Source organism: Actinomadura latina NBRC 106108, from assembly GCF_001552195.1.
Taxonomy (GTDB): Bacteria; Actinomycetota; Actinomycetes; order Streptosporangiales; family Streptosporangiaceae; genus Spirillospora; species Spirillospora latina.
In genome coordinates this window covers 1-26,743 of the sequence record NZ_BCQS01000027.1, presented here as the reverse complement: position 1 = coordinate 26,743, position 26,743 = coordinate 1, and the positions used below count along the sequence as shown (strand labels likewise).

The following is a 26,743-nucleotide window of genomic DNA, read 5'->3' as shown; positions in this document are numbered from 1 at the left end:
GCTACGGTCGGTCCGTTCGGTTCGTTCAATGAACTAGGGGAGATCCCATGACGACGCTGGCCGCACCCCGCGCCGCGCACCGCGCGTCCGGCCCGCCCGCCGCGCTGGCGCTGCCGGCCGCAGCCACGCTGCTCGCCCTCATGAACTACTGCGCCCCGGCGGCGACGCTCGCCGACACCGCGCGCGGGCTGCACGCCGGGGCGACCGCGCAGATCTGGCTGATGAGCTCGATCAGCCTGGGCCTCTCGGCGGCGCTGCTGGCGGCCGGGGGCCTCGCCGACGACCGCGGGCGCAGGCGGACCTTCGTGATCGGCGCGGCGGTGCTCGCCGTCTCCAGCGTCGCATGCGCGGTCGCGCCGAACGCCCCGGTGTTCATCGCGGGACGGATCGCGCAGGGGGCCGCGAGCGCCGCGCTGCTGGTGACCGGGCTCGGCATCATCGGCGCCTCGTTCGAACCGGGGCCGCCCCGGGCGCGGGCGACCGGGATGTGGGGCGCGATGGTCGGCCTCGGCATCGCGCTCGGCCCGATCGCCGCCGCCGGGCTGACCGTCCTCGGCGGGTGGCGCCTCTGGTACTGGGCGACGGTCGCCGCGGCCGCGCTGCTCGCGGTGGCGGCGGCCCGCGCGCTGGAGGAGTCCCGCGCCGAGCGGCCGCGCGGCGTGGACGTGCCGGGCCTCGCCACCATGAGCCTGGGCGTGGCGGCGCTGGTGGCGGCGATCACCTGGGGCCGCACCGGCTGGACGGCGCCGGGCGTCCTCGGGCTGCTCGCCGTCGCGGCCGTCCTGCTGGCCGCGTTCGTCGTGGTCGAGGCGCGGCGCCGGGAGCCGATGGTCGACCTCGCGCTGTTCCGGCGACCGGCGTTCCTGCTGTCGGTGACGGGCGCGCTCGTCACCGGGCTCGCCGTGATCGGCGTCATGACCTACCTGGCGACGATGATGAGCCTGGTCATGGGGCTGTCGCCGGTCGAGGCGGCGCTGGTGCTGGCGATCTGGTCCACGCTGTCGTTCGCCGTCGCCCTGCAGGCGCACCGGCTGCCGGCGCGGCTGCCCGTCCGGCGGCTGCTGGCCGCCGGGTTCGCGCTCGCCGCCGCCGGCGAGTTCGCGATGGCGGACCTCGCCCCCGACGCGCACTGGTGGCGCCTCGCCCCCGGGCTGGCCGTCGCCGGCGTCGCGAGCGGCCTCACCAACGCGATGCTCGCCCGGCTGGCCGTGGAGAGCGTCCCCGCCGACCGGGCGAGCATGGGCGCCGGCGCGAACAACACCGCCCGCTACATCGGGGCGTCGCTGGGCGTCGCGGTCGTGGGGGCCGTCGCGACCGGCTCCGGGCACGGCCCGTCCGCGCTGGCGCACGGCACGAACGTCGCGATGGTCGTCTCCGCGGTCGCCGCCCTCGCCTACGCCGCCCTCGCCCTGGTGATCCGCGACCGCCGACCCGCACCGGCCTAGGCGAGTTCCTCGATGAACGCGGCGAGCTGCGTCAGGTTGCGGCACTCGAACATGGGGAGCAGCTCGCCGTAGCGGGACGCGGCCGAGTCGCCGGTGTCCCACTGGGCGCGCGGCTCGGGGTTCAGCCAGTACGCGTGCCGGGCGCGGTCCACCATCGACCGGACGATCGGCAGCGACAGCTCCCCGTAGTTGGAGCGCGCGTCCCCCAGGATCAGCAGGGACGTCTTGGGCGTGATGGCGTCGCGGTACTTGTCGTCGAACACCTTGATGGCGTGGCCGTAGTTGGAGCGGCCGGTGATCCAGACGAGGTCGGCCTCGGCGGCGAGGCGCGCCATCGCGTCCACGACGTCCGTGCCGTGCGCGAAGTACTTGGTGATCTCGTCGGTGGCGTCGATGAAGGCGAACGCGCGGACCTTGCTGAACTGCTCCCGCAGCGCGAACGTCAGCAGCAGCGTGAAGTGCGCGAACGCCGACACCGAGTCGCTGGCGTCGCACAGCACGACCAGCTCCGGCTTGTGCGGGCGGCGCGGCCGGTGGTGGGTGGTGAGCGGCACTCCCCCGCTGGCCAGGGACGCGCGGACCGTCCGGCGGAAGTCCAGCCGGCCCCGGCGGCCGTGCCGCTGCCTCTGCACCAGCCGGGACGCGAGCTTGCGCGCCAGCGGGTACACCTCGCGCCGCAGCGCCTCCATCTCGGCCCGGCTCGCGCCGGCGAAGTCGAGGCGCTCCAGCGGCGGGCGGACGGTGATGCGGGCGGTCCGCTCGACGCCGGTGTCCTCGGCGATTCGCCGCCGCACCTCGCCCGCGACCAGGTCCCGGAACCGGGAGACGCGGTCGCGGAACGTCCGGCGCGCGACCCGCTCGGCCATCCCGCCGCGCTCCTGCCCGCCCAGGACGGCGTTCAGCAGCCGCGCCATGAGCGTGTCGGGAGACAGCGCGTTGATGACCCCGGACGAGAACCACGACTCCTGCCCCGGCGTCCGCCCGTACTCCGCGACGGCCAGGCGCGCGAACTGCCGCAGCCCCGCGTCGTCGCCGGAGAGCAGCAGCTCGGCCAGCTCGTCGCGGCGGGCCTGCACCTGGGGGTCGAGCGCGGGCGGGACGGGACGCCCGTCGTCGTTCAGCGTCCGCGCGGACCGGTCCGGTTCCGTCCCCGCTCCGTCCCCGACCGCGGCCGGGAACCACAGGTCGAAGAGCGTGTCGAACGTCGGGCGGTGCTGGGGCCGCTTGACGACCGTCGCCGCGTAGGCGGCGCGCAGCGACTCGCGGTCGAGCAGGTCGATCGCCTGCATGGCGCGGACCGCGTCGAGGCCCTCCGCGACCGACACTGGCAGCCCGGCCCGGCGCAGCTCCGCCACGAACCCGGTGTGCCGGTCGACGAGGGACGCCATCTCAGCCTTGCAGCCCCAGTTCCTTCACGGCGCGCTCCTGGTCGGAGACGTGCTTGAGGACGACGCCGAGGGTCCGCGCGACGGCGGCCTCGTCCAGCTCGTCCAGGCCGAGGGCCAGCAGGGTGCGCGCCCAGTCGACGGTCTCGGCGATCGACGGCGCCTTCTTGATCTCCAGGTCGCGCAGCGTCCCCACCGTGCGGACGAGCTGCTCGGCCAGCTCCGCCTCGATCCCCGGCACCTGCGCGAGGACGATGTCGCGCTCCCGCTCCGGCGCCGGGTAGTCCAGGTGCAGGTAGAGGCAGCGGCGCTTCAGCGCCTCCGACAGCTCCCGCGCCGCGTTCGACGTGATGAGCACGAACGGGCGCCGCACCGCGCCGACCGTGCCCAGCTCGGGGATCGTCACCTGGAAGTCCGACAGGACCTCCAGCAGCATGCCCTCCACCTCGACGTCGGCCTTGTCCGCCTCGTCGATCAGCAGGACGGTCGGCTCGCTCCGCCGGATCGCCGCCAGCAGCGGCCGCTCCAGCAGGAACTCCTCGGAGAAGATGTCGTCGTGGGTCTCCTGCCACGCCCGGTCCGCCGGGGCCGCCTGGATGGCGAGGAGCTGCTTCTTGTAGTTGAACTCGTAGAGCGCGCGGGCCTCGTCCAGCCCCTCGTAGCACTGCAGCCGGATCAGCTCCGCGCCGGTCGACGCCGCGACGGCCTTCGCCAGCTCGGTCTTGCCGACCCCGGCCGGGCCCTCCACGAGCAGCGGCTTCCCGAGCGCCTGCGCGAGGTACACGGTCGTCGCGATCGCCTCGTCCGCGAGGTAGCTGACGCCGGCCAGCCTGGCCTCCACGTCGGCGGGCGAGGCGAACATTCCGTCGGTCATTCCTTGCCCTTCTTCGCGGCGGCCTTCTTGTACTTCTGGTTGGTCCCCGCGAAGACGAGCGTGTGCGCGTCCTCGAGACTGACCCCCCAGTAGGACGCGGTCTGCGGGTCGCCGCCCTGCCACGAGAAGCGGAACTTGCCGCCGCCCTCGGGGATGGCCGTGCCGCTCCACAGCTTCTGCTTCCCGCGCACCCACACGCCGCTGCCGTCCGCCGTGAACTGGAAGAAGTCATCGGCCGTGCCGACCCACCGTCCGACGAGCGGCTTCACGTCGGACGGCTTCACCACCGGCAGCGGCGCCAGCGCCGTCGCCGGCGCGGACGGATCCGCCTCCGCCGCGTCCTTCTTCTCACCCCCGCCGCACCCGCTCAACGCGAGCGCGGCGGCGGCGCAGACGGCGAGGACGCTCGAACGGGTCACGAAGACCTCCCGTGGATCTGTGGCGAAAGCGGCAGTGTATTCCGCTTGCTACCTGCGGGGTACCGGCCGGTTCGCCCCCCGGGGTGAGGCGGCCGCGGCCGCCGGCCGCCTATAACGGAGCCATGACCACCCCACGACTGCCGCGCGAGGACCTCACGGCGGCGATGGCGGCCCGGCGCGAGCTCGGACCCGACTACGACGACGCCTTCATCGAGACGGTCGTGGACCGCATCGAGCAGGCCCTGGACTCCCGCACCGCCGCGCCGCGCTCCCGGTACCGTCCGGCACCCGGAGCGCGGCGCGGCGCCGACCAGCCCGGCGCGGCCCGCGATCACAGCCTGGCCATGGCGGTGCTGTCGCTGCTCGCCGCGATCCCGCTGAGCGCGATCGGCGTCGTCAACGCCGGCCTCCCCGGCCTGCTGTTCGTCATCGCCGGCATCGTCCTGGTGAACTTCACCTACGCCTTCCGGCCCCGCTGACCGGCCCTACTTGCCGGGCTCGGCGTCGCGGGGCAGGCCGAGGATGCGCTCGCCGATGATGTTCAGCTGGACCTCCGTCGTGCCGCCGTAGATGGTCATCGCGCGGCTGAACAGCATGGCGCGGGCGACGATGCCGCTCTCGGTCATGGGGACCTCGGTGGCGGCGGCCGTGCCCTGCGCGGCCCAGCAGTAGTCGGCGACGTCCTGGTTGAACTGGACGCCGAGGAGCTTGCGGACGCTGGCCTCCGCGCCCGGCTCCACGCCGTTCAGCTGCTTCAGGGTGGTGCGCAGGCCCAGCAGGTCGATCGACTGGCCCTGCGCGACGAGCTTGCCGACCTCGGCGGTGGCGACGGCGTCGAGGTCGCGGTCCCGGAAGAACCTCAGCAGCTCGGGGACGCCCATGCCGAGGCCGCCGCCGGTCGACAGCGACACCCGCTCGTTGGAGAGCGTGTTCCGCGCGACCTGCCAGCCCTTGTCCACCTCGCCGACGACCTGCTCGTCCGGGACGAACACGCCGTCCAGGAACACCTCGTTGAACAGCGCCTCACCGGTCAGCTCGCGCAGCGGGCGGACGTCCACCCCCGCGGCCTTCATGTCGACGAGGAAGTAGGTGATGCCGTCGTGCTTGGGCGCGCCGGGGTCGGTGCGGGCGATGCAGAAGCCCCACTGGGCGTGCTGGGCCAGGGACGTCCAGATCTTCTGGCCGGTGAGCTTCCAGCCGCCCTCGACGCGCTCGGCCTTCATCGACAGGGACGCGAGGTCGGAGCCGGCGCCCGGCTCGGAGAACAGCTGGCACCAGACGATCTGGCCGCGCAGCGTCGGGCGCAGGAAGCGCTCCTTCTGCTCGTCCGACCCGTAGCGGACGAGGGACGGCACCAGCCAGGCGCCGATCCCCAGGTTCGGGGCCTTGACCTTGGCGGCCTTCAGCTCCTGCTGGATGAGGATCTGCTCGACCGGCCCCGCCTCCCGGCCCCACGGCTTCGGGAAGTGCGGGACGGTCCAGCCCTCGTCGCCCATCCGGGCGGCCCTGTCCTCGGCCGCGGCCAGCTCGGCGATCTCGGCGCGGATCCGCTCGCGCAGCGGCTGGGCGTCCGCGTCGAGTTCGAGGACGACCTCGCGGCGGTCCCCGTCCAGCGCCAGCGTCGCGATCTTGGCGGCCCAGTCCTTGGACGGGCCGAGCAGCGACCGGAGGGTGAGGGCGCGGCGCAGGTAGACGTGCGCGTCGTGCTCCCACGTGAAGCCGATGCCGCCGAGGATCTGGATGGCGTCGCGGGCGGTCTGCACGCCGGCGTCGAGCGCGATGACGGCGGAGACGGCGGCGGCGAACCCGGCTTCCTCGGTGCCCTCGTCCATGGCGCGGGAGGCGTCCCACGCGGCGGCGCGGGCCTGCTCCAGCGCGATGAGCGCGCGGGCGGCCTTGTGCTTGACGCCCTGGAACTGGCCGATCGGGCGGCCGAACTGCTCGCGGACCTTGGCGTACTCGGCGGCGGTCTCGACCAGCCACCCGGCGAGGCCGGCGGCCTCGGCGCCGAACAGCGCGGCGGCGAGGTCCTTCACCCGGCCGGTGGTGAGGCCGTCCGCGACGCGGTCGGCGGCGACGGCGACATCGGACGCCTCGACGGCGGCGACGCGGCGGACCCGGTCCAGGCTCGCGACCGGGGTGACGGTGAGGTCGGCGGCGTCGACCGCGACCCACTGCTCGCCGTCCTCGGCCGCGACCGGCAGGACGATCACGTCGGCGAGCGCGGCGCCGAGCACCGTCCCGGACGTGCCGGACACGATCAGGGAGCCGCCGTCGCGGCGGCCGGTCAGCGTGCCGTCCAGCGCGACCGCCGCGGTCTTCGACCCGTCGGCGAGCGCGGGCAGCACCTCCGCGCGCAGCTTGGCGTTGCTGGACGCGTCGATGACCGCGCTCGCCAGGACGGTCGGCAGGAACGGGCCGGGCGCGGCGGCCCGGCCCAGCTCCTCCAGCACGACCGACAGCTCCAGCAGCCCGTAGCCCTGCCCGCCGTGCTCCTCGTCCAGGTGCAGGCCCAGCAGGCCCTGCTCCGCCAGGGCGGGCCAGAACCCGGGCCTGGCCTCCTCGTCGGCGTCCAGCACGGCCCGGACGGCCGTCGCCGGGATGTTGCGCTCGGCGAAGCCGCGCACCGATTCGGCGAGCGCCTCGTGCTCCTCGGTCAGCCCGATGGCCATGCGTAACCCTCTCTCAGACCTTTTGACTGAGATTCTAGAACAGGATTCGGGTCAGTGGGGAGTGCCGCGGGATGTCAGCTCTCGCGTGTCGCGGCGGCGTCCGGCTCGTCCGCGCCGTCCCCGCCGACCCTGCCGTCTCCACCGACCTCGTGCAGCGGCTCGCGCAGCCCCTTGCCCGACGGCCTGCGACCGGCGGCGAGGCTCGCCACCGTGGTGGCCGTCAGGGTTCCGGCGATCACCGCGAGGGACACCCAGATCGGGATCTCCGGCGCCCAGCCCACACCGTACTCGTGCAGCGCGTGGAAGATCAGCTTGACCCCGATGAACCCGAGGATGAACGCCAGCCCGTGCGCGAGGTACACCAGCCGGTCGGTGAGGCCGCCGAGCAGGAAGTACAGCTGGACCAGGCCCATCAGCGCGAACGCGTTGGCCGTGAAGACCAGGTACGGCTCGGTGGTCAGTCCGAAGATCGCCGGGATGGAGTCCAGCGCGAACAGCACGTCGGTGGAGCCGATCGCGATCATCACGATGGCCATCGGGGTCATCAGCCGGCGGCCGCCCACCCGGGTGACGAACCGGCTGCCCTCGTACTCGTCCGAGGTGGGGATGACGCGCTTGGCCCACCGCAGCAGCCGGTTCTCCGTGAACTCCTCGTCCTCGTCGCCGCGCACCAGCCCGATCGCGGTCCAGATGAGGAACGCGCCGAAGATGAAGAACACCCACGTGAAGGTCGAGATCGCCGCGGCGCCGACCGCGATGAAGATGCCGCGCAGCAGCAGCGCGATCACGATGCCCGCCATCAGCACGGCGTGCTGCGCCTGCTTCGGCACGGCGAACCGCGTGAGGATCACCATGAACACGAAGAGGTTGTCGACGCTGAGGCTCTTCTCGGTGACGAACCCGCCGAAGTACTCCCCGGCGTACCGGCCGCCGGCGAAGAGCCAGACGCCGATGCCGAACAGCGCGGCGAGGCCGATGTAGACCGTGGACCAGAACGCGGCCCTGCGGGTGGTGAATTCCCGCGTGTCGTTGCGGTGGATCAGGAACAGGTCGGCGGCGATGACGGCGAGGATGCCTGCGATGGTCAGGCCCCACACCAGGGGTGAGACGGTCAACGTGAACACCTCCAGCGGACACGAACGAGCGCTGGAGGTCTCTCCCGCCCTGAACAGATCGCGGGCCGCGGAACCCGGGCCGGTATGGACCGACCGTACTGACGAGAACCGCGCGCGGGGATACTCCCCTCCAATTGCCTATTCCAACGCAGGTCGCCGAGGGTGCGTTCCCGGGTTCGCGGTAATTTCCCGATCCGGTTCCGAACCGGGCCCCGGGTCGGCGCATCCAAGGCTCAGCGCCGGGTGCCGGCGAGCTCCCGGTAGACGCCCGCGAGCTGGTCGACGGCGTCGTCCTCCCCCGGCAGCAGCGCCGAACGCTCCGCGGCGGCCGACGCGAGCCGCGCGGCGAGCGACGGGTCGTCCAGGACGCGCGCCACCGCGCGCTCCAGCGCCTCCGCGTCGCCCGGCGGCACGAGCAGCGCCGTGTCGCTCTCCGGCCCGTGCAGGAGCGAGTCCCCGGCGGGCCGCCCCGCCCCGACCATGCCCGGTATGCCGCCGACGCGGGTGGCGACGAGCGGCCGGCCCGCCCGCAGGATCTCCTGGACGACCAGCGGCTGCCCCTCCCACACGCTCGGCACGACCGCCACGTCGCACGCGGCCAGCAGGCCGGGGACGTCGGAGCGGGCGCCGAGCAGCCGCACGGGCAGGTCCTCCGCCTCGATCCGGGCGCGCAGGTCGTCTTCGAGGGGGCCGTCGCCGGCGATCGCGACGAGCGGCGGCGGGGTGCGCCCGGCCCACCCGGCGGCGGCGTCCAGCAGCGTGGGCAGGCCCTTCTGCTCGGCGAGCCGCCCGACCGTGAGTATCAGCGGCCGCTCCCCCACGCCCAGCTCCGCCCGCAGGTCGGCGCGGACGGCCGGCCCCGGCTGCGCCCGCGGCGCCGGCGCGGGCACGATCGCGTGCCCCACCGACCGGGCGCCGAGGGACCGCATCCGCTCCTCCAGATCGGGCGACACGCCGAGGACGCGGGTGGCGCCGCGCGCCACGATCCGCTCCAGCGCCCCGTACACGGCGGCCGTCCGCCCGCCCGCGATGACGGCGTTGTGCAGGGTGACGGCCAGCGGCGGGCCGCCCCGCGAGAACCGCAGCGGCCCCGGCGCGACCCGCGCGCCCGCCGCCACGGCGAGCGCGCCGGCCCGCAGCCCGTGCGCGTGCACCACGTCGGCACCGCGCAGCAGCGACCGCAGCCGCGCCACGGCCTTCGCGTCGCTCACCGGGCGGGGCCGGTCGCCGAGGTCGACCTCGGCGAACCGGACGCCGGGCCCGGCGAAACCGAACCGCTCCCCGGTCTGCGCGGGCCCGCACACGAGCACGCGGGCGCCGCGTCCGGCGATGCCCGCCGCGACGGACCGGACGTGCCGCCCGACGCCGCCCGCGCTGGTGCCGAGGACGAGCGCGACGCGCAGCCCGTCCAGGTCCCGGTTGTCAGCCATTGCGTGTCACCTTCCGGGTGAGGACGGCGCGCAGGTCGCGGCCGTCGATCACGAAAGCGATGGTCAGGAAGACGGCGCCGGCGGCCAGCGCGGCGAGCGCCCCGGTCCCGACGTTGCGCAGCTCCCCGGCCGGGCCGGTGCCGCCGGGGCCGAGCAGCGCGGCGACCGCGTACCCGGCGGCGCCGCCCGCCGCGCCGCCGAGCAGCCCGGCCGCGAGCGCGCGCGGGAGCCCGTGCGCGGATGCGGCGCCCCGGGCGCGGACGAGCGTGCCCAGCAGCAGCGCACCGGCGACGGTCATCCCGGCCGCGTTGCCGATGCCGAGCGCCGCGACGACCCACTGCCGCTCGACCGACAGCACCAGCGCGACGTCGGCGCCCATCACGACCAGCCAGCCCGCCACGACCGCCGCGGCGCCCATCCGCCCCCTGTGGCACGCGTACAGGACGCGTCCGAGGTGCGCGACGAGCCCGTAGCCGAGCAGGCCGGGCGCGAACGCGAGCACCGCCCGCGACAGCACCTCCTGCTGGTCGGGATGGCCGGGGTTGAACACCGCCGCGATCGGGACGGCGACGGCGGCGAGCGAGGCGGCGCCCGCGCACGACACCAGGATCACCGCGCGGGTCGTGGACGCCGTGACCTGGTCGAACCGGTCCTGCTCCCCGGCGCTGATCCGCGCCGACAGCAGCGGGAACGCGCTGGTCGCGATCGGCACCGCCAGGATCGCCCACGGCAGCAGGTAGATCGCCCACGCGTACTGGTAGTTGGCGAGCGCGCCGCCCGTCCCCTCGTAGCTGAGCCGGACGACCAGCAGCGCCGAGAACTGCTGCGCCGCGACGGTGGCGAGGCCGGCGATCGCGAGCCGCCGCACCCGGCGCGCCACCCCGTCCGGGAAGCGCAGCGTCGGGCGCAGCTTCAGCTTCAGCCGCCACGCCGCGATCCCGGCGGTCGCCGCCATCGCGACGCCGCCGAGCGCCGTGCCGATCGACAGCGTCAGCTCCGCGTCCAGCGGCAGGCCCGCCAGGTCGTTCTCGTAGCCGCGGCCGAGCGGCGCGTAGGCGACGTAGGCGCCGATCACCACCAGGCTCGACATCAGCGGCGCCAGCGCGGGCGCCACGAACCGGCGGTGCGACTGCAGCAGCCCGTACAGGACGACCGCCATCCCGTACATGACCATCTGCGCCGACATGATCGCGAGCATGCTGGAGCCGACGTCGACGATGTCGCCGCGCGAGCAGCCCTTCAGGTCGCCGCCGACCAGCAGCTCCATGACCGGGCGGGCGCCGAGCGCCATCAGCGCCGACAGCGGCACCATCAGCACGACGATCCAGGTGAGCAGCGCCGACCCGATCCGGCGGACCTGCTCGCGGTCGCCGCGCTCGGCCGGCCCGGCCAGCACCGGCACGACCATGCTGGCGAGCGCGCCGCCCGCGACGATCTCGTAGACGATGCTGGGGAACTGCGTCGAGGTGAAGTACGCCTGGCTCAGGCAGGACGTGGTGACCGTCTGCGAGAAGGCGTAGGTGCGCCCGAACCCGGCCAGCCGCGACAGGACGGTGATGACCGCGATGACGACGGCGGCGCCGGCGAGGCCGCCGGCAAGCCGGCGCGCGGCCGGGGAGCGCCGGGCCGGCGGGGACGTTTCGGGAGGGGGCACGCTCGTGGAGGTTCCGCCGGGGGGCGTCCGCTGCGCCTAGGCGGGTCCCGCGGCGACGCCGTTGCCCGCGGGCCCCGGCTGCGGCGGGACGGACGGGCGGAACGCGTCCTCGGTCACCGGCTTGTCCGCCGCGGCGGGAGCGGGGACGGCGGCGGCCGGGCGGCGGCCGAGCATGTCGATGCGGTTCAGCACCGGGTTTCCCGCGATGACCTTGGTGAAGCTGACGTACTCGCTGGCGGCGTTCAGCCCGACGAGGCCGGCGAGGACGGCGAGCCGCGGCCCCCGGCCGAGCCGGGTCGCGGCGAGGCCGAGCAGCGCGCCCAGCGCGTTCGCGCCGGTGTCGCCGAGCATCGCGCGCTCGCCGAGGTCCTCGGGCAGGAGCGCGGCGGCGGCGCCGAGCGGCGCCGCGACGACGGCGGAGCCCGACCGGGTCAGCGCCAGCGGCGCGCCGGTGAGGAGCCCGACCTTGACGGCCCGCCCGGGACGCAGGTCGAACAGGTTCATCAGGTTCGCGGCCCCGGCGATCACCGCGCCGTTGACGAGGGTGTCGAACGCGCGCCCGGTCCGGGTCGGGGCGGGGGACCCGGCGACCGCGGCGGCGGCCAGCCCGGTCGCGCCGATGCCGAGGATCTTCACCGCCCCGCTGGTGACCTCGCCGCGGGCGAGCGCGGTCAGGTGGCCCTTGAAGCCGCGGGACGCGCCGGACCCCGCGAGGTCGTCGTACCCGCCGAGGACGCCGGAGCCGGCGCCCGCGAGGAGCGCGGCGGCGCGCATCCGGGCGGTGGCGCCGGGGGCGAGCAGCCCCGCCGCGGCGGCGCCCGCGACGACCGCGGGCCCCTCCAGCAGCGTCACCGGCTCGCCGCGGTGGTTGACGCGCCCCCAGACGTCCTCGCCCGGCAGGCCGTTCAGCCCGGGCGGCCGGCGGGTCAGCGCGGCGTAGGCGGCGCGCGCCGCCACGGCGCCGAGGCCCATGCCCGCCGCGAGCCGCGCGCCCCTGGCCATGCCTCGTTTCATCAGGTCACCCGTTCTTCCCCGCCGTGGGCGCGGGCGAGGGCAGGTAGCCGCTCACGCCGGCGCCCGTCCCGTACTGCCCGGACTTGCCGCCGATCTCCTCCTGCAGCGCCAGGATCGTCACGACCTGCCCGGACGCGGTGTCCACCACGTCCACGGTGGAGACCGAGTCCCCGGCGTCGGAGTCGCGCAGCGCCGCGATCAGCCCGCCCTCCTGCGCGGAGGTCGGCGGGCCACCGACGACGGTACCGCGCCCGGCACCGTCGAGGGCGGAGGCCAGCGAGATCAGTGCCTTGTTGTCGGCGTCGCCGCCGTCGTAGGCGTACGGGGCGGCGGGCGCGACGACGACGGCGAGCGTCGCGTGCTGGCCCGGCTTGCCGCTGGTCGTGACGTACCCGGCCTCCTTGAAGCCGTTGAGGACGGCGCCGCCGACGGCGTCCTCGCGGCCGGACTTGGCGGGGTCCTTGGTGACGAGGGCGTTCGCCAGCACCGCGCCCGCCTTATCGTAGGGGCTCGCGTCGGCGGCGAACTCGACGTCGTCGGCCTTCAGCTGCGTGGACAGCTCGTCGACGGTCGTCTGCTGGTCGTCGTCCAGGAGCTTCTTCTGGATCGTGACGCGGCCGGTGACGGCGGCGCCCGCGTTCTTCGCCAGCTCGCTGACCTGCTCGATGCTGTCGTTGCCGGCGCCCGGCGTCTCGATCAGCACGACGGACTGGCCCTTCAGCCGGTTCGCGACGATCTGCGGCGACAGCACCTTGGTGAACTGCTCCTGGCCGTTGGCCTGGTGCTGCAGGTCGCGCTGCGCCAGCCGGGCCTGCTGGGCGGTCTTGGCCGCCGAGTTGGCCTGCTGGCGCAGGGTGTCGCTCACCGAGTCCGACAGCGTGGTGGAGCCCAGCACGATGCCGAGCGCCAGCGCCAGGAAGATCGCGACGATGGAGACGAGATGGTAACGGAAATCGATCACGTGAAGAGTCCGGTCAGCCAGAAGACGAAGGCGTGCCAGCGGTCGGCGATCAGGGGACTGATGACGTCCCCCGCCGGAGACATGGCGACGGCGGTGACGATGGCGATGAACGCGCCGAGGACGAGGAACAGCAGCGACCAGGTGGAGATCCTGCTGCGGTAGAGCCTGCTGACGCCCTTGGCGTCGACGAGTTTACTGCCCACCCGGAGCCGGGTGAGGAACGTGCTGGCCATGCCGGCGCGGCCCTTGTCGAGGAACTCCACCATGTTGGCGTGCGTGCCGACCGCGACGATCAGGGTCGCGCCCTTGTCGTCGGCGAGCAGCATCGCGATGTCCTCGCTGGTGGCGGTGGCCGGGAACACCACGGCCTCCTGCCCGAGCTCGTGGACGCGCTTCAGGCCCGGCGCGCGGCCGTCCCGGTAGGCGTGCACGACGATCTCGGCGCCGCAGGTGAGCGCGTCGTCGGACACCGAGTCCATGTCGCCGACGATCATGTCGGGACGGTAGCCGGCCTCCAGCAGCGCGTCGGCGCCGCCGTCCACCCCGATCAGCACCGGGCGGTACTCGCGGATGTAGGGCCGCAGGGTCGCGATGTCCTCGCGGTAGTGGTAGCCGCGGACGACGATCAGCGCGTGCCTGCCGTTGATCCTGGTGGTGACGTCGGGGACGCCGACGCCGTCGATGAGCAGGTCGCGCTCGCGCTTGACGTACTCCATCGTGTTGGCGACGAACGCCTCCAGCTGGGACGCGAGCCCCGCCTTGGCCTCGGTCAGCGCCGTCTCGACCGACTCGTCCGTCTGCTCGGTGCCCTTGGCGACGACGTCCTCGCCGCGGTACACGGCGGGGCCCTCGACGCGGACCTGGTCGCCCTCGCGCAGCTTCGTGAAGATCTCCGGGCCGACGTCGTCCAGCAGCGGGATGCCGGCCTCGATCAGGATCTGCGGGCCGAGGTTCGGGTACCGGCCGGAGATGCTGGGCGCGACGTTCACCACGGCGCCGGCCTCGCACGACACCAGCGCCTCGGCGCTGACGCGGTCGAGGTCGACATGGTCGATCACCGCGACGTCGCCGGGCTGCAGCCGCTTGGTCAGGTCCTTGGTGCGGCGGTCGAGCCGGACCGTGGCGCTCACCCCGGTGCGGCCGTCCTCGCGGCCGCGGCCGAGCGCGAGCACGCGGCGCGGCAGCCTCCGGGTCAGCCGGACGCCCCGCTCGGCGGCCGCGTCGGCGCCCGCGTCGGCGGCCGCATCGGCGGCCGGGCCGGCGCCCGCCGCTGTGCCGGGCTCGGTGGTGGGTGACGGGTCGTTCATCGCCAACCATCCTGCCAGAGCATGGCGGTGAACGCCGGAAAGGACGACTCTCCAAGCGTGTCCACTCGTGCACCCTCTGTAGTTATTGGACTGATTACCGTTCGCCGGCGGCCATGGCGAGCAGCTCCTCGGCGTGCGCGCGGCCGAGCTCGGAGTCCTCCAGGCCGGCCAGCATCCGCGACAGCTCCCGCACGCGTCCCTCCCGGTCGAGGGCGGTGACGCCGCTGCTGGTCACGGTGCCGTCGTCGGACTTCTCCACCAGCAGGTGCTGGTCGGCGAACGCCGCGACCTGCGGCAGGTGCGTGACGACGATCACCTGGGCGTTGCGGGCCAGCCGCGCCAGCCGCCGCCCGATCTCCACCGCCGCCTTGCCGCCGACGCCCGCGTCCACCTCGTCGAACACGAACGTCGGGACCGGGTCGGCGCCCGCGAACACGACCTCGATGGCCAGCATCACCCGGGACAGCTCACCCCCGGACGCGCCCTTGTGCAGCGGCAGCGGCGGCGACCCCGGGTGCGGCGCGAGCCGCACCTCCACCTCGTCGACGCCGTGCGGCCCGTAGTCGCCGGTCGCGTCGACCGTCACGGAGACGCGGGCGTGCGGCATCGCGAGCGCCGTCAGCTCCGCGGTGACGGCGCCGGAGAACCGCTCGGCGGCGCGGGTGCGGACCGCGGTCAGCTCCCCCGCCTCGGCGGTGAGCCGCTCGGTCAGCTCGGCGTGCTCGGCGCGCAGCTCCTCGATGCGGTCGTCGTCGCCCTCCAGCTCGGTGAGGCGGGCCGCGGCCGTCCGCGCCCACTCCTGGACCTCGGCGACCGTCCCGTCCGCCCCGCCGTACTTGCGGGTCAGCGCGGTCAGCTCCGCGCGCCGCTCCTGGACGGCCGCGAGCCGCGCCGGGTCGGCGTCCACGGACTCGGCGTAGGACGCGAGGTCGGTGCCGACGTCGGACACCAGGTAGCCGGCCTCGGCGAGCCGGTCGGCGAGCGCCGCCAGCTCCGGGTCGTGGTCGCGGACGGCGTCCAGCGCGTTGCGGGCCTGGCCGAGCAGGTTCGTCACGTTCGCCGCCTCGAACGCGGCGGCCGGGTCGCCGAGCAGCGCCTCGTGCGCGGTGTCGGCGGCGCCCCGCAGCGCGTCGGCGTGGCCGAGGCGCTCCTCCTCGGCGGCGAGGTCGGCGTCCTCGCCGTCCTTCGGCTCGACCTTCTCGATCTCCTCCAGGCCGAAGCGCAGCACGTCGGCCTCCTGGGCCCGTTCGCGTGCCCGCGTCGTCAGCTCCTCCAGCAGCGCGGTGACCTGCCGGTGCCGCTGGTACGCCTTGGTGTAGGCGCGCATCGGCTTGGTCAGCGCGGCGCCCGCGTACCGGTCGAGCGCGGCGCGCTGCCGCCCGGCCTGCAGCAGCCGCTGCTGGTCGGACTGGCCGTGCACGGCGACCAGGTCGTCCGCCAGGGTGATCAGGACGCTCACCGGGACGGACCGGCCGCCGAGGAACGCCCGGGAGCGGCCCTCCGCCGACACCGACCGGCTGATGATCAGCGCGCCGTCGTCCAGCTCGCCGCCGGACTCCTCGACCCGCTCGACCGCGCGGCCGCCCGGATCGACGACGATCCGGCCCTCGACCGTGGCGCGGCCCGCGCCCGGCCTGACCCGCTGCGGGTCGGCGCGGCCGCCGAACAGCAGCCCGAGGCTGGTGACCACCATGGTCTTGCCCGCCCCGGTCTCCCCGGTCACCACGTTGAAACCGGGCGACAGATCGAGCACGGCCTCGTCGATCACCCCGAGGCCCTGGATCCGCACCTCATCGACCATCGGACGCACCGGCGTCACAACCCTCCGAAAACAGATCCCCGATCAGCGCCTGTGGAGATTATCCCTTCTCACCGCCGGACGCTCCCCCGTCCGATCCGCCGGGGCCGCCGTCCGGCGCGAACCCCGGCCCCGGGTAACCGGCCACGCCGCCGACCGCCGGGGCGTCTCCGACCTGCGAATCCGCCAGCGGCGGGGACGGCCGGGACGGCTGCCGGACCCGCCCGCGCCAGCCCGTCACGGGCAGCCCGAACTTGGTGACCAGCCGGTCGGTGAACGGGGTGAGGTGCAGCCGCGCGAGCCGCACCGGCTCCGCGCCGCGGCGGACCTCCACCCGCGCGCCCGGCGGCAGGTCCAGCGTGCGGCGCCCGTCGCACCACAGGACGGCGCGCGGCGTGCCCGGCAGCACCTCCACCGCGACCGACGAGCGGGGCGACACCACCAGCGGGCGGGCGAACAGCGAGTGCGCGCTGATCGGCACGACCAGCATCGCCTCCACCTCCGGCCACACCACCGGTCCGCCGGCGGAGAACGCGTAGGCGGTGGAGCCGGTCGGCGTGGCGCACACCACGCCGTCGCAGCCCCAGTTCGACAGCGGCCGGCCGTCGATCTCGGCGACGACCTCCAGCATCCGCTCCCGTTCGGCCTTCTCGATGCTCGCCTCGTTCAGCGCCCATGTCGTCCCCATCACGGTGCCGTTGCGGCGGGCGGTGACGTCGACCGTCATCCGCTCCTCGACCTCGTAGCGGCGGTCGCAGACGCGGTCGACGGTGGCGGCGAGGTCCTCCCGCTCGGCCTCGGCGAGGAACCCGACGTGGCCGAGGTTGACGCCGAGCAGCGGGGTGCCGGACGTGCGGGTCAGGTCGGCGGCGCGCAGCAGCGTGCCGTCGCCGCCGAGGACCATGACGACCTCGGCGCCGTCGGCCGCCGCGGCGGTGCCCGGCATGACCTCCACTCCCGTGCTGCCGATCTGCCCGGCCTCGTCGTCCAGGACCCGCACGCGTATCCCGGCCTCGCTGAGCCGCTCGATGACCAGCTGCGCGCTGCGGACGGCCTCGGGCCGCCCGGTGTGCGTCACGACCAGCACCGACCTTGTGCTCATGCTCTCGCTCCACTCCCCGACGCGCTCCGGCGTACAGACGTCTGGACGAACGTCCCTGATGCGGGCGTTCCCGGTTCGGACGCACTCTGTACGGTCCGGGGACGGTGTCCGTTCGCGAGCCGGCCGCTCACCGCGGGCCCTCCTCGATCGCCTTCGCCAGCGCGGCCGCGTCCAGCGGCGGGGCGCCGGCGCGCAACCACAGGAAGTACTCCACGTTCCCGGACGGCCCCGGCAGCGGGCTCGCCGTGACGCCGAGGACGCCCAGGCCGAGCGTCCCCGCGTGCTCGGCGACGCCCCGCACGGCCGCCGCGCGCAGCTCCGGGTCGCGGACCACGCCGCCGGCCCCGACCCGGTCCTTGCCGACCTCGAACTGCGGCTTCACCATGACCGCATAGTCGGCGCCGGGTGTGACACATTCGCGCACCGGCCCGAGCACGAGCTTCAGCGAGATGAACGAGAGGTCGCCGACGACCAGGTCAGGGGGCGGGTCGCCGAGCGTCCCGGGTTCCAGCTCGCGGATGTTGACCCGCTCCATGACGGTGACCCGGTCGTCGGTGCGCAGCGACCAGGCGATCTGCCCGTATCCGACATCGACCGCGTAGACGTGCGCGGCGCCCGCGCGCAGCAGGACGTCGGTGAACCCGCCGGTGGAGGCGCCGGCGTCCAGGCAGGTGCGCCCCCCGACCTCCAGGCCCGCGAACGCCTTCAGCGCGCCGGCGAGCTTGTGCCCGCCGCGCGACACGTACTCGGGGCCGCCGGCGGCCTCCGCGACGAGGATCGCCGCCCCGGCCTCGACCTGCGTCGCGGCCTTCGCCGCCCGCTGCCCGCCGACCCGCACCCGCCCGTCGGCGATGAGCTGCCCGGCGTGCTCCCGCGACCGCGCCAGCTTCCGCCGCACCAGTTCCGCGTCCAATCTCCGGCGAGCGCTCACGGGCGGGGGCGGAGGGCGTCGGGGAAGGCGGGGCGGGACGGCTGTGACGGCTGTGACTGCTGGGGCGGCTGGGGCGGCTCGTCCTGCCCGGCGGACGCGAGCAGCTCCTGGAGCCGCCGGTGGACGTCCTCGAAGATCTCCACGTGCTCGCCGACGGGCCGCCCGCCGAGCTCGCCGAGGCCCGCCACGGCGGCGTCCACGCGCGGGTCGCCGGTCGGCTCCGGCGGCGGCACGGCCGGAAGCCGCGACTCCCGCGCCTCCGGCCCGGCGGCCGGCGCCTCCTCCGCAGCGGGGATCTCCCGCGTCCCGGCGGCCTCGTCCGACATCGCGTCTCCTCCCAACGGTCCCGGATCGCCCGTGCCGGGTCGCCTCCGTCTCACCCCGAACGCTACCGCGATGTTCCCGCCCACCCGCCGGGCCCGGGTTCTGGACCGTCCCGGCCCGGCCGCAGAGTGTCACTTGGCGGAGGTAGTCTCCCGGTCGTGCGGCTCGACATCGTTGCCGGAGGAATGGGGAACGGCCTGACCATGGCGAACGAGGAGGACTGCCGCGCGGCGCTGGACCGCGTCGCGGCGCGGCTGGCGGAGGTGGACGCCGACCGGCTCGCCGAGCACGTCGTCGAGCGGACGATCAGCTGCCGCATCCCGGACCTCGGGCTGGCCTACCGCACCCGGGTGCACGAGGGCGGTCTCGACCGGTTCGAGCCCGACGGCGACCCCGGGTCCGCGCAGGTCCGGCTGACCGTGGACAGCGACGACCTCGTCGCCATGGCGCACGACGAGCTGCATCCGGCCAAGGCGTGGGCCACCGGCCGGGTCAAGATCGAGGCGAGCATCTTCGACCTGCTGCGCCTGCGGAAGCTGCTCTAGAGGGCGAGGCCCTCCAGGGCTTCCGAGAGGGCTTCGGGGGACGCCGGCGTGTCGGTCTCCCAGGCGGCGGACGCGAGGGCGCGGAGGCCGTCGTAGGGGTCCCCGGAGCCGGTGAGGGCGAAGGCGTCCCCTTCACGGCGGGCCGTCCAGCCGCGGCAGGTGTGGCCGCCGTCCGCGGAGACGGTCTCCGGATGCGGGACGAGCAGGCCGGTCAGGTCCGGGGCCAGGTAGTCGGGGCGGCGGTTCGGCGGGGCGGTGAGGGCCTGCATGGGGTCGGTGACGCCGGTGAAGACCAGCAGGCTGTCGGCGCCGCCGTTGCGGGCGCCCTCGATGTCGGTGTCGAGGCGGTCGCCCACGACGAGGGGGCGCTCGGCGCCGGTGCGCAGGATCGACTCCTGGTGCAGCGGCCGCTCGGGCTTGCCGGTGACGATCGGCTCGACGCCGGTCGCCGAGCTGATCACGCGGAGCAGGGACCCGTTGCCGGGGTGCGGCGGCCCCTCGCCGCCGGGGATGGTCAGGTCGCCGTTGGAGCCGACGAACAGCGCGCCCATGCTGACGGCCTGCGCGCCCTCCGACAGCGCCCCGTAGGTGAGATCCGGGTGGTAGCCCTGCGCGACGGCCGGGGGCCGCCCGGCGGCGGTCGACACCGGGCGAAGGCCGTGCTGGTACAGGGCGTGGCGCAGGCCCATGCCGCCGACCACGAGCACCTCCGACCCCGCGGGCAGTCGTTCGGCGAGCAGGCGTGCGGCGGCCTGCGCGGAGGTCACCACGTCCGCCGGGTCGGCCGGGACGCCCACGTCGGTGAGCAGTTCCGCGACGGCCGACGGGGTCCGGGACGCGTTGTTCGTCACGAACGCGAGCCGCTGCCCCGCCGCGCGGGCCTTGGCGAGCGAGTCCGCCGCCGCCGGAACGGGCCTGCGGCCGACGTAGACGACCCCGTCGAGGTCGAGCAGGGCGACGTCGTACGCCTCGCTCAGGGGACGGTCGCTGCCTTTCATCGCGCTCCTCATGCGGGTGATCGTACGGGGGATGTTACCGACGGGTAAGGGCCGGGTCAGCGCCGGGCGTCGAGGGTGGCCCTGGCGTGCCGCAACGCCTTCGCGTAGTCCTGGTTGTCCGGGCGCATGGCGACGGCGAGCGCGAGCTGCTCGACGGCGCCCCCGAAGTCGCCCAGCCGGCTCAGCGACAGCCCGAGCCCGAACCGCGCGTAGTCCTCGGCGGGCTCCGCCTCGACGATCCGGCGGAAGCTCGCCGCCGCCGCGCCGAACTGCCGGGCGCCGAACTGGGCGCGGGCGAGCGCCTCCCGGATGCTGTGCGACCCCGGTTCGGCCTCGGCGGCCCGGGCCAGCAGCTGCAGCGCGGCGGCGGCGCTGCCCGACCGCAGCAGCTCCAGGCCCCGCGTGTACCACTCGTAGACCCCGCCTTCGGGCGGGGCGGGCCGCTCGCCAGGGCCACCCGGGTCGTTCCCCGGGGAATCCTCCGGGCGTCCAAGCCCTTGACCACTCATATGGACCTCCCCTCGGATCATTACGACCGTACCCGCCGGGGCGCCGCGCGCCTCCCGGTGAATACCATGCCCAGCGTGGACGACGACCTGCCCTCCGGCCTCGGGCCGGAGGAGTTCAGCGCCCGGATCTTCGGGACGGCGGGGCCGCGCACGGGCGCCGGCCTGGAGCTGGCCCCGTTCCGCGGCGTCCGGTTCGTCCCCGAGGTGGCCGGCGACCCGGCGGCGGTGACCATGCCGCCGTACGACCTGATCGACGAGGCGGCGGCGCTGCGGCTGCTGGCGGGCGGCGGGCACAACATCGTCCGGCTGAACCTGCCGCGCGCGGCCGGGGAGAGCTACGCCGCGGCGGGCGAGCGGCTCCGCCGCTGGCTGGCCGAGGGCGCGCTCGCCATCGATCCGGGCCCGGCCCTCTACGTCTACGAGGCGGCGCGCGGCGGGACGGTCCTGCAGCGCGGCCTGATCGGCGGGCTGGGCCTGCGCGCGGAGGCCGACGGGGTCGTGCTGCCGCACGAGAACGTGTTCCCCGGCCCGGTCCGCGACCGGCTGGCGCTGATGACGGCCGCGAACGCCAACCTCGAACCGATCTTCCTGGTGTACGAGGGCGGCGGCGACGCGGCACGCATCGTCGACGGCGCCGCCTCGTCCGCGCCGCTCCTGGAGTTCGACGCGGACGACGGGCTGACGCACCGGCTGTGGCGCATCACCGACCCCGCTCTGCACGCGCGGGTGGCCGCCGACCTTCGCGACAAGCGGGCCCTCATCGCCGACGGCCATCACCGCTACGCCACCTACCGCGCCCTGCAGGCCCGCCACCACGCGGCCGGTGATGGTCCCGGGCCTTGGGACGAGGGGCTGGCGCTCCTGGTCGACTCCACCCGTTACCCGCCGCATTTGGGGGCGATCCACCGCGTCCTGCCGGATCTCCGTCCGGACGACGCGGTCGAGAGGGCGCGCAAGGCGTTCCACGTGACCGACTTCTCGGACGAGGGGTCCGCCATCGAAGCGCTCGCCAATGCGGATGGTCCCGCCTTCCTGCTCGGTGGAGGCGACTCCCTTCATCTCCTTACCGACCCCCACGAGGACGCCATCGCGCGCTGCAAGCCGTCCGGGCACTCCCAGCGCTGGTGCAGGCTCGACACCGCCGTCCTGGACTACCTCCTCATCGACACCTTGTGGGACGTCCCGGAGAACGAGAACGCCATCGAGGTGGTGCACGACGACCCGTCCGCCGCGATCGGCCGCGCCCGGCGCTCGGGCGGCACGGCGGTCGTCCTCAACCCGCTGAGGGTCGAGGACGTGCTCGCCGTCGCGGGCGAGGGCGAGCGCGTGCCGCGCAAGTCGACCTCGTTCGGGCCCAAGCCCCGCACCGGTCTCGTCCTGCGGCTTCTCGACCCGGACGCCCCCGAGAGGCCATGATCGGGGAATGGACACCGCGACCACGATCACACCGCTCGGCGGGGACGTCTACGAGATCGACACCCGGATGGCCGGCTACAGCGGCATCACCGCCGGATACCTGATCCTGTCCGACCGGCCATGCCTGGTGGAGCCCGGCACGTCCGGTTCGGCGCCCGTGGTGCAGGCGGCGCTGCGGGCACTGGGCGTCGGGGCGGACGACCTGGCGACCGTGGTCGTGACGCACATCCACCTGGACCACGCGGGCGGCGTCGGCGACATAGCGCAGATGTACCCGGGCGCGGAGGTCGTCGTCCACGAGAAGGGCGCGCGGCACCTGGCCGACCCGGCGCGGCTCATGCGCAGCGCCCGCATGGTGTACGGGGACAGCCTCGACACCCTGTTCGGCGAGTTGAAGCCGACGGACGCGTCCCGGATCCGGGCCGTCGAGGACACCGGCGTCATCGACCTCGGCGGCGGGCGGCGGCTGGAGTCGCACTACTCCCCCGGCCACGCCAAGCACCACGTCGGGCTGGTGGACTCCCAGACCGGCGACCTGTACGTGGGCGACGCCGCCGGCATCTACATCCCGGAGACGGCGGACGTGAAGCCCGCGACACCGCCGCCCGACTTCGACCTGGACGCCGCGCTGGCGTCCCTCGGCAAGTTCCGGTCGCTGGGCCCGCAGCGGCTGCTGTTCGCGCACTACGGGCCCGTGACCGAGGTGGACGACACGCTCGAACGGTCGGCGGAGGAGCTGCGCGTCTGGGTGGACGCCGTCCAGGACGCCAAGGACCAGGACCTCGACCTCGACCACGCCGTCGCCATGGTCGTCAACCGGACCAGGGGCCGCTACGCCGTCATGGCCGACGACGCCGACCCCGACCTGGTCGCCAAGTACGAGGTGCTGAACAGCGCCGAGAGCAACGTCACCGGCATCCTGCACGCTCTGAACAGGCACGCCTGAAGCCGCGTCCTCGACGACGGGCACGCCCCCGGCAGGGGCGCGCAGCGCTCTCAGCGACGGAAGGGGCCGGTGACCTCGAACGTGTAGCCGTCCGTGCCCGCGATGAAGCCGCTCTTGCCGCGCTGGGACGAGAAGTACAGGCGTGAGCCGTCCGGGCTGAACGCGCAGCCGGTGACCTCCGACTCGTCGTGGCCGAGGACGCGCAGGAACGGCGTCACGATCCCGTCCGTGGTGATGAGGTTGATCTCCATGTTGTCGCCGTCCTCGGCGACGTACAGGTCACCGGACGCCGTGGCCGTCACGGCGTCGACACCGTGCAGGGGCGCCTCTCCACTGGTGACGAGGTCGTCGTCGTAGGCGATGTCCAGCCGTTCGCCGGCCGCGTCGTAGCCCCACACACGGTTGTCGCCCTTGGTGGTGAAGTAGCAGACACCGTGCGTGTAGTAGCAGCCCTCGCCGCCGTCGAAGCGCATGGCGTCCGACACCTGCTCGCGGGTCGGTGTAAGCCAGAACTGCGGGCTCGGCACTTTCGTCCACGTGACGGACCCCGTCCCGGAGCCGACCAGGACTTCGAGCGTCCCGGACGACAGGTCGCCCCACGTCTTCGGGCGGAACCGGTAGAAGCAGCCGTCACTTTGGTCCTCGGTCAGGTAGACGACCTTGCGCTCGGGGTCGGACGCGGCGGCCTCGTGCTTGAACCGGCCCATCGCCGGACGCGGCACCGCCGAGTTCTGCCCGCACGGATCCGTCTCGTACACGAGGCCGTAGTCGTGCTCCTCGCACGACAGCCACGTGTTCCACGGCGTCGCCCCACCGGAGCAGTTCAGCGTGGTGCCGTTCAGGATCCGGTACGCGGACGTCACCTTCCCGGACGCGTCGAACCGCATGGCGGACACACCGCCGACGACGGGGACCTCCGAGTTGCTGACGTAGATCCAGCCGTCCCCGTCGGGGAAGCACGCACCGCCGTCGGGCGCGGGATGCCAGGTGTGCCGCGTCCCTTCGACGCGCTGCAGCGACCGCGCCACGATCCGGCTCGTGAACCCCTTCGGCAGTTGCAGCCCGTTGCCGTCCACGGCCTGCAGCGCACCGTACGGGCCCGGGCCGGGCTGCGCCGGCCCGGAGGCGAAGGCCCGCTGCCACAGGGCGCCGGAGAACACGGTCGTGCCGCCGGCGACGGCGGTGGCGCGCAGGAACGTGCGTCGGTTCAGGGACATGACTCTCCTCATGGAGTCGATCACCGCCGGACGAATCCGGCGGCCCCCGATCGGCACAGTCCCGTGAATATCCGGGAAACCTACCCGCCAGTCAAGTACCGGTGGTCACTCCCCTGGTGGAGGCTCCTCGCCGTCCGCCGGCTTCGGCTCCAGGAACAGCACCTGCGCCTCGGGAACGTCCTCGTCCGACGCCTCCCGCACCTCGGGCTCGGCGGGCTTGAACGCGATGTCCGTGGCCGCCCCGGCCTCCGCTACGTCCTGTCCCTCGCCACCCGCACCATCTTCCGTGCCCACACCATCAGCGGCCACATCGCCAATGACCGCGCCATCAGTGACCGCGCCATCAGTAGTCGCGGCATCGGTGGTCGCGCCATCGTCGTCGCCTACATCATCGCCTTCTTCGCCGATGCCGACCATTTCAGCGTCGTCTTCCTCGGTGTCCTCGGTGTCGAGGATGTGGAGGCCTTCGATCTCGGCGTAACGTTCGGCGGCGTCGGTGTCGCCGTCCCGGTCGGCGGCGGCGGTCCGCGCGAACCAGTCGGCGGCCTCGTCCGCCCGTCCCGCCTCGGCGAGTGCGTCCGCGTAGGCGTAGAACAGCCGCGTCGACCACGGCCGGAGCCTCCGGTCGCGCAACTCCGGGACCTGCAGGGTGACGACGGCCGCGTCGTACTGGCCCATGTCGCGGCGGACGCCCGACTCCACGATGCGGAGCTCGACGCGTCCCATCGGGTCGAGGTTCTCGGCCTCCGGCGACTTGATCAGGTCGAGGGCACGCTCGGGACGGCCGAGGCCCCGCTCGCAGTCGACCATCACCGGCAGGTAGGAGTCGTCGCCGGCGCCGAGCCGCCGCGCGGCCCGCAGCTCCGCGAGCGCCTCCGCCCACTCGCCCGCGTGGTATGCCGCGATACCGGCGGCCTCCCGGACGATCCCGACCCGCGACGCGAGCCGCCGCGCGGCCTTCGCGTGCTTGTAGGACTGCTCGGGCTCGTCCTCGGCCAGCCGTCCCGCCATCACCAGATGGCGCGCGACCTTGGTCGCCAGGTCCTTCGGAAGCGTGCGCAGTTCAACGCGCGCGTCGACGTCCAGCTCCTCGCCGGTGACATCGTCCGGCAGCAGCGGGTCATCGTGCCTGGGAAGTTCCTGCTCGTCGCTTCGTCCCCGCCTGTCCTGACGGTCACGAGGCGGGCCATAGGAACGTCCGCCGTCTTGGGGACGCTTCGGCCCGCGCCCTTTGAAGGGCCTGTCCCGGTCGCCCGGACGCCCTTCACGCTTGCCTTCGAACCGGCGCCCGCCCGGACGTTCGTCGCGGTCCTTGAACCTGCGCTCGCCCTGGCCCTCACCAGTGCGCGGACCACCCGGACGCCCATCGCGCCGCGGCCCTGCCCCCTGGCCCTGGCGAGGCGCACGGGATCCGCCGAAACCACCGGCTCGGCGCTCCTCCGGCTTGCCCCGACCACCACGCGGCCCATCGAACCGCCGCTCACCAGACCCGCCCTGACCACTCCGCGGCCCATCGAACCGCCGCTCACCCTGAGCGCCCCGGGAGCCCTCGAACCGCCTCTCACCGGGCCCGCCAGAGGCACCACGAGCACCGCCGTACTGGCGTTCACCCCGTTCGCCCTGACCGCCGCGGGGCCCATTGAACCGCCGCTCACCGCGCTCGCCCTGGCCACTGCGGGGCCCATCGAACCGCCGCTCGCCAGACCCGCCCTGACCACCACGCGGCCCATCGAACCGCCGCTCGCCAGATCCACCCTGGCCACTGCGGGGTCCGTTGGAACGCCGCTCACCCGGCCTGCCCTGAGCGCCCCGGGAGCCCTCGTATCGGTTCTCACCAGGCCTGCCCTGGCCGCCGCGCGCACCGCCGTACCGCCGCTCGCCCTGACCTTCGAACCGCCGCTCGCCAGATCCGCCTTGGGCACTACGAGGCCCGCTGAAACGCCGCTCGCCCCGATCTGCAGGCTTGCCCCGGCCACCGCGCGGACCCTCGAACCGGCCTTCCCCGCGCTCACCGCGAGGGCCCCCGGAAGAACTGCGCTCCCGACGGTCATCCGACCGGCCGTCACGGGATTCGGTACGCCGATCGTCGGAACGCTTGAACGGACGGCCTGGTTTGCGGTCATCGCGCTTACCGCGCGAATCCCGGTCCTTCCAACCACCGCCGGCGTGTGGCGCGCCCCCACGGGGCCCGCCGCCCTTGCGATCGCCGGAGCCGCCCGTGCCGCCACGGGCACCGCCCCCACGGCGGGGCGGGGTGTTCCGCCCGCCATCGCCCCGTCGCTCGCGGCTGTCGCCGCCGCGGCCGTCGTCTTCCGCGCTCATCACGTCCGTCACTGTTCTTGATGGTGGTTCGTGGACACTTGTCAGCCTACTTTGGCGGGACCACGACATGCGTCGAGGGCCGCCCCGCAAATCGGGGCGACCCTCGACCAAGTCAAGTCCGGCGGTGTCCTACTCTCCCACACAGTCTCCCATGCAGTACCATCGGCGCTGAAGGGCTTAACTTCCGGGTTCGGGATGGGACCGGGTGTTTCCCCTTCGCCAAAACCACCGAACGCCTCACGCACCACCCGCGCTGCGGGTGGGCAAGTCGACGTCCAAGCGACCAGGCTCGGTATCCAATTTGTATGCACTACGGGTGCCCAGGTTGTTTCCTGGGAACCACACAGGGACGCGAACAA

The 26,743-nt window shown here is 74.1% G+C and carries 23 protein-coding genes, 1 rRNA gene and 1 pseudogene; 6 read left to right on the top strand and 19 right to left on the bottom strand.

Going from position 1 to position 26,743, the window contains the following annotated elements; genetic code table 11:
• Positions 1-47 precede the first annotated feature (47 nt).
• Complete coding sequence (locus tag AL2_RS28035) at positions 48-1,445, top strand: MFS transporter (protein WP_067638761.1); 1,398 nt, start codon at positions 48-50, stop codon at positions 1,443-1,445.
• Here AL2_RS28035 and AL2_RS28030 read toward each other — a convergent pair.
• Genes AL2_RS28030 through AL2_RS28020 form a run of 3 tightly spaced genes read right to left on the bottom strand, consistent with a single transcriptional unit; the run spans position 1,442 to position 4,123 of the window.
• Entirely contained in the window at positions 1,442-2,833 is a 1,392-nt protein-coding gene (locus AL2_RS28030; RefSeq protein WP_067638757.1) for a vWA domain-containing protein, read from the bottom strand. The genes AL2_RS28035 and AL2_RS28030 overlap by 4 nt on opposite strands.
• A 1-nt stretch (position 2,834) precedes the next feature.
• Positions 2,835-3,704, bottom strand: coding sequence for an AAA family ATPase (locus AL2_RS28025; RefSeq protein ID WP_067638756.1), 870 nt, complete (start codon positions 3,702-3,704; stop codon positions 2,835-2,837).
• Entirely contained in the window at positions 3,701-4,123 is a 423-nt protein-coding gene (locus AL2_RS28020; protein WP_067638754.1) for a hypothetical protein, read from the bottom strand. Before AL2_RS28020 ends, AL2_RS28025 begins: the two co-directional genes overlap by 4 nt.
• A 122-nt stretch (positions 4,124-4,245) precedes the next feature.
• On the opposite strand from AL2_RS28020, the gene AL2_RS28015 reads away from it, so the two are divergent.
• Positions 4,246-4,602 carry a hypothetical protein gene (locus AL2_RS28015; protein WP_067638752.1) on the top strand — a complete coding sequence of 119 codons (357 nt, stop codon included), beginning with the start codon at positions 4,246-4,248 and terminating at the stop codon, positions 4,600-4,602.
• A 6-nt stretch (positions 4,603-4,608) separates the two neighbouring features.
• Here the strand turns inward: AL2_RS28015 and AL2_RS28010 are convergent, their stop codons facing one another.
• From AL2_RS28010 to AL2_RS27960, 11 genes and pseudogenes are all read right to left on the bottom strand, one after another.
• The gene (locus AL2_RS28010; RefSeq protein ID WP_067638750.1) at positions 4,609-6,795 is read right to left on the bottom strand and encodes an acyl-CoA dehydrogenase family protein; all 2,187 of its coding nucleotides are present in this window, start codon (positions 6,793-6,795) and stop codon (positions 4,609-4,611) included.
• Positions 6,796-6,869: 74 nt separating this feature from the next.
• Positions 6,870-7,910 carry a TerC family protein gene (locus tag AL2_RS28005; RefSeq protein WP_067639045.1) on the bottom strand — a complete coding sequence of 347 codons (1,041 nt, stop codon included), beginning with the start codon at positions 7,908-7,910 and terminating at the stop codon, positions 6,870-6,872.
• A gap of 233 nt (positions 7,911-8,143) precedes the next feature.
• On the bottom strand, positions 8,144-9,340 hold the full coding sequence (locus AL2_RS28000) for a glycosyltransferase family 4 protein (protein ID WP_174550888.1): 1,197 nt from the start codon (positions 9,338-9,340) through the stop codon (positions 8,144-8,146).
• On the bottom strand, positions 9,333-10,994 hold the full coding sequence (gene murJ, locus AL2_RS27995; protein ID WP_067638748.1) for a murein biosynthesis integral membrane protein MurJ: 1,662 nt from the start codon (positions 10,992-10,994) through the stop codon (positions 9,333-9,335). The genes AL2_RS28000 and murJ overlap by 8 nt, the downstream gene beginning before the upstream one ends.
• Before the next feature lie 36 nt (positions 10,995-11,030).
• Positions 11,031-12,008: a hypothetical protein gene (locus AL2_RS27990; protein WP_245667002.1), complete on the bottom strand. Its 978-nt coding sequence runs from the start codon at positions 12,006-12,008 to the stop codon at positions 11,031-11,033.
• A 4-nt stretch (positions 12,009-12,012) separates the two neighbouring features.
• Complete coding sequence (locus AL2_RS27985; RefSeq protein ID WP_067638747.1) at positions 12,013-12,969, bottom strand: copper transporter; 957 nt, start codon at positions 12,967-12,969, stop codon at positions 12,013-12,015.
• Entirely contained in the window at positions 12,966-14,276 is a 1,311-nt protein-coding gene (gene steA / locus AL2_RS27980) for a putative cytokinetic ring protein SteA (protein WP_083946975.1), read from the bottom strand. The genes AL2_RS27985 and steA overlap by 4 nt, the downstream gene beginning before the upstream one ends.
• 94 nt (positions 14,277-14,370) lie before the next feature.
• Positions 14,371-16,077, bottom strand: coding sequence for a DNA repair protein RecN (gene recN / locus AL2_RS27975; protein WP_067638746.1), 1,707 nt, complete (start codon positions 16,075-16,077; stop codon positions 14,371-14,373).
• A gap of 208 nt (positions 16,078-16,285) precedes the next feature.
• A pseudogene (locus AL2_RS27970) lies at positions 16,286-17,176 on the bottom strand (NAD kinase); the annotation flags it as partial.
• A 127-nt stretch (positions 17,177-17,303) separates the two neighbouring features.
• Complete coding sequence (locus AL2_RS27965) at positions 17,304-18,107, bottom strand: TlyA family RNA methyltransferase (RefSeq protein ID WP_067638744.1); 804 nt, start codon at positions 18,105-18,107, stop codon at positions 17,304-17,306.
• Complete coding sequence (locus AL2_RS27960) at positions 18,104-18,433, bottom strand: hypothetical protein (RefSeq protein ID WP_067638742.1); 330 nt, start codon at positions 18,431-18,433, stop codon at positions 18,104-18,106. The genes AL2_RS27965 and AL2_RS27960 overlap by 4 nt, the downstream gene beginning before the upstream one ends.
• A 156-nt stretch (positions 18,434-18,589) precedes the next feature.
• Here AL2_RS27960 and AL2_RS27955 point away from each other — a divergent pair, with 156 nt between their 5' ends.
• Entirely contained in the window at positions 18,590-18,976 is a 387-nt protein-coding gene (locus tag AL2_RS27955; RefSeq protein WP_312032914.1) for an SCP2 sterol-binding domain-containing protein, read from the top strand.
• Here the strand turns inward: AL2_RS27955 and AL2_RS27950 are convergent.
• Together AL2_RS27950 and AL2_RS27945 are read right to left on the bottom strand one after the other, a co-directional pair.
• Positions 18,973-19,974, bottom strand: coding sequence for an HAD-IIA family hydrolase (locus AL2_RS27950; RefSeq protein WP_067638740.1), 1,002 nt, complete (start codon positions 19,972-19,974; stop codon positions 18,973-18,975). The genes AL2_RS27955 and AL2_RS27950 overlap by 4 nt on opposite strands.
• Positions 19,975-20,030: 56 nt before the next feature.
• Positions 20,031-20,483 (bottom strand): tetratricopeptide repeat protein, encoded by a 453-nt coding sequence (locus AL2_RS27945; protein WP_067638738.1) that lies wholly within the window; start codon positions 20,481-20,483, stop codon positions 20,031-20,033.
• Between the two features lie 66 nt (positions 20,484-20,549).
• Here AL2_RS27945 and AL2_RS27940 point away from each other — a divergent pair, with 66 nt between their 5' ends.
• Positions 20,550-21,899, top strand: a complete 1,350-nt coding sequence (locus AL2_RS27940) for a DUF1015 family protein (RefSeq protein WP_083946973.1) — start codon at positions 20,550-20,552, stop codon at positions 21,897-21,899.
• A gap of 7 nt (positions 21,900-21,906) precedes the next feature.
• Positions 21,907-22,845, top strand: a complete 939-nt coding sequence (locus AL2_RS27935; protein ID WP_067638737.1) for an MBL fold metallo-hydrolase — start codon at positions 21,907-21,909, stop codon at positions 22,843-22,845.
• Positions 22,846-22,895: 50 nt separating this feature from the next.
• Here the strand turns inward: AL2_RS27935 and AL2_RS27930 are convergent, their stop codons facing one another.
• Positions 22,896-24,062: an alkaline phosphatase PhoX gene (locus tag AL2_RS27930; RefSeq protein ID WP_157438418.1), complete on the bottom strand. Its 1,167-nt coding sequence runs from the start codon at positions 24,060-24,062 to the stop codon at positions 22,896-22,898.
• A gap of 105 nt (positions 24,063-24,167) precedes the next feature.
• On the bottom strand, positions 24,168-25,073 hold the full coding sequence (locus AL2_RS39485) for a hypothetical protein (protein WP_245667001.1): 906 nt from the start codon (positions 25,071-25,073) through the stop codon (positions 24,168-24,170).
• Between the two features lie 6 nt (positions 25,074-25,079).
• Here AL2_RS39485 and AL2_RS38170 point away from each other — a divergent pair, with 6 nt between their 5' ends.
• Positions 25,080-26,405: a hypothetical protein gene (locus tag AL2_RS38170; protein WP_168444870.1), complete on the top strand. Its 1,326-nt coding sequence runs from the start codon at positions 25,080-25,082 to the stop codon at positions 26,403-26,405.
• A 95-nt stretch (positions 26,406-26,500) separates the two neighbouring features.
• On the opposite strand, the gene rrf is transcribed toward AL2_RS38170, so the two are convergent.
• Positions 26,501-26,617, bottom strand: a 5S ribosomal RNA gene (gene rrf / locus AL2_RS27920).
• Between the last annotated feature and the right edge of the window lie 126 nt (positions 26,618-26,743).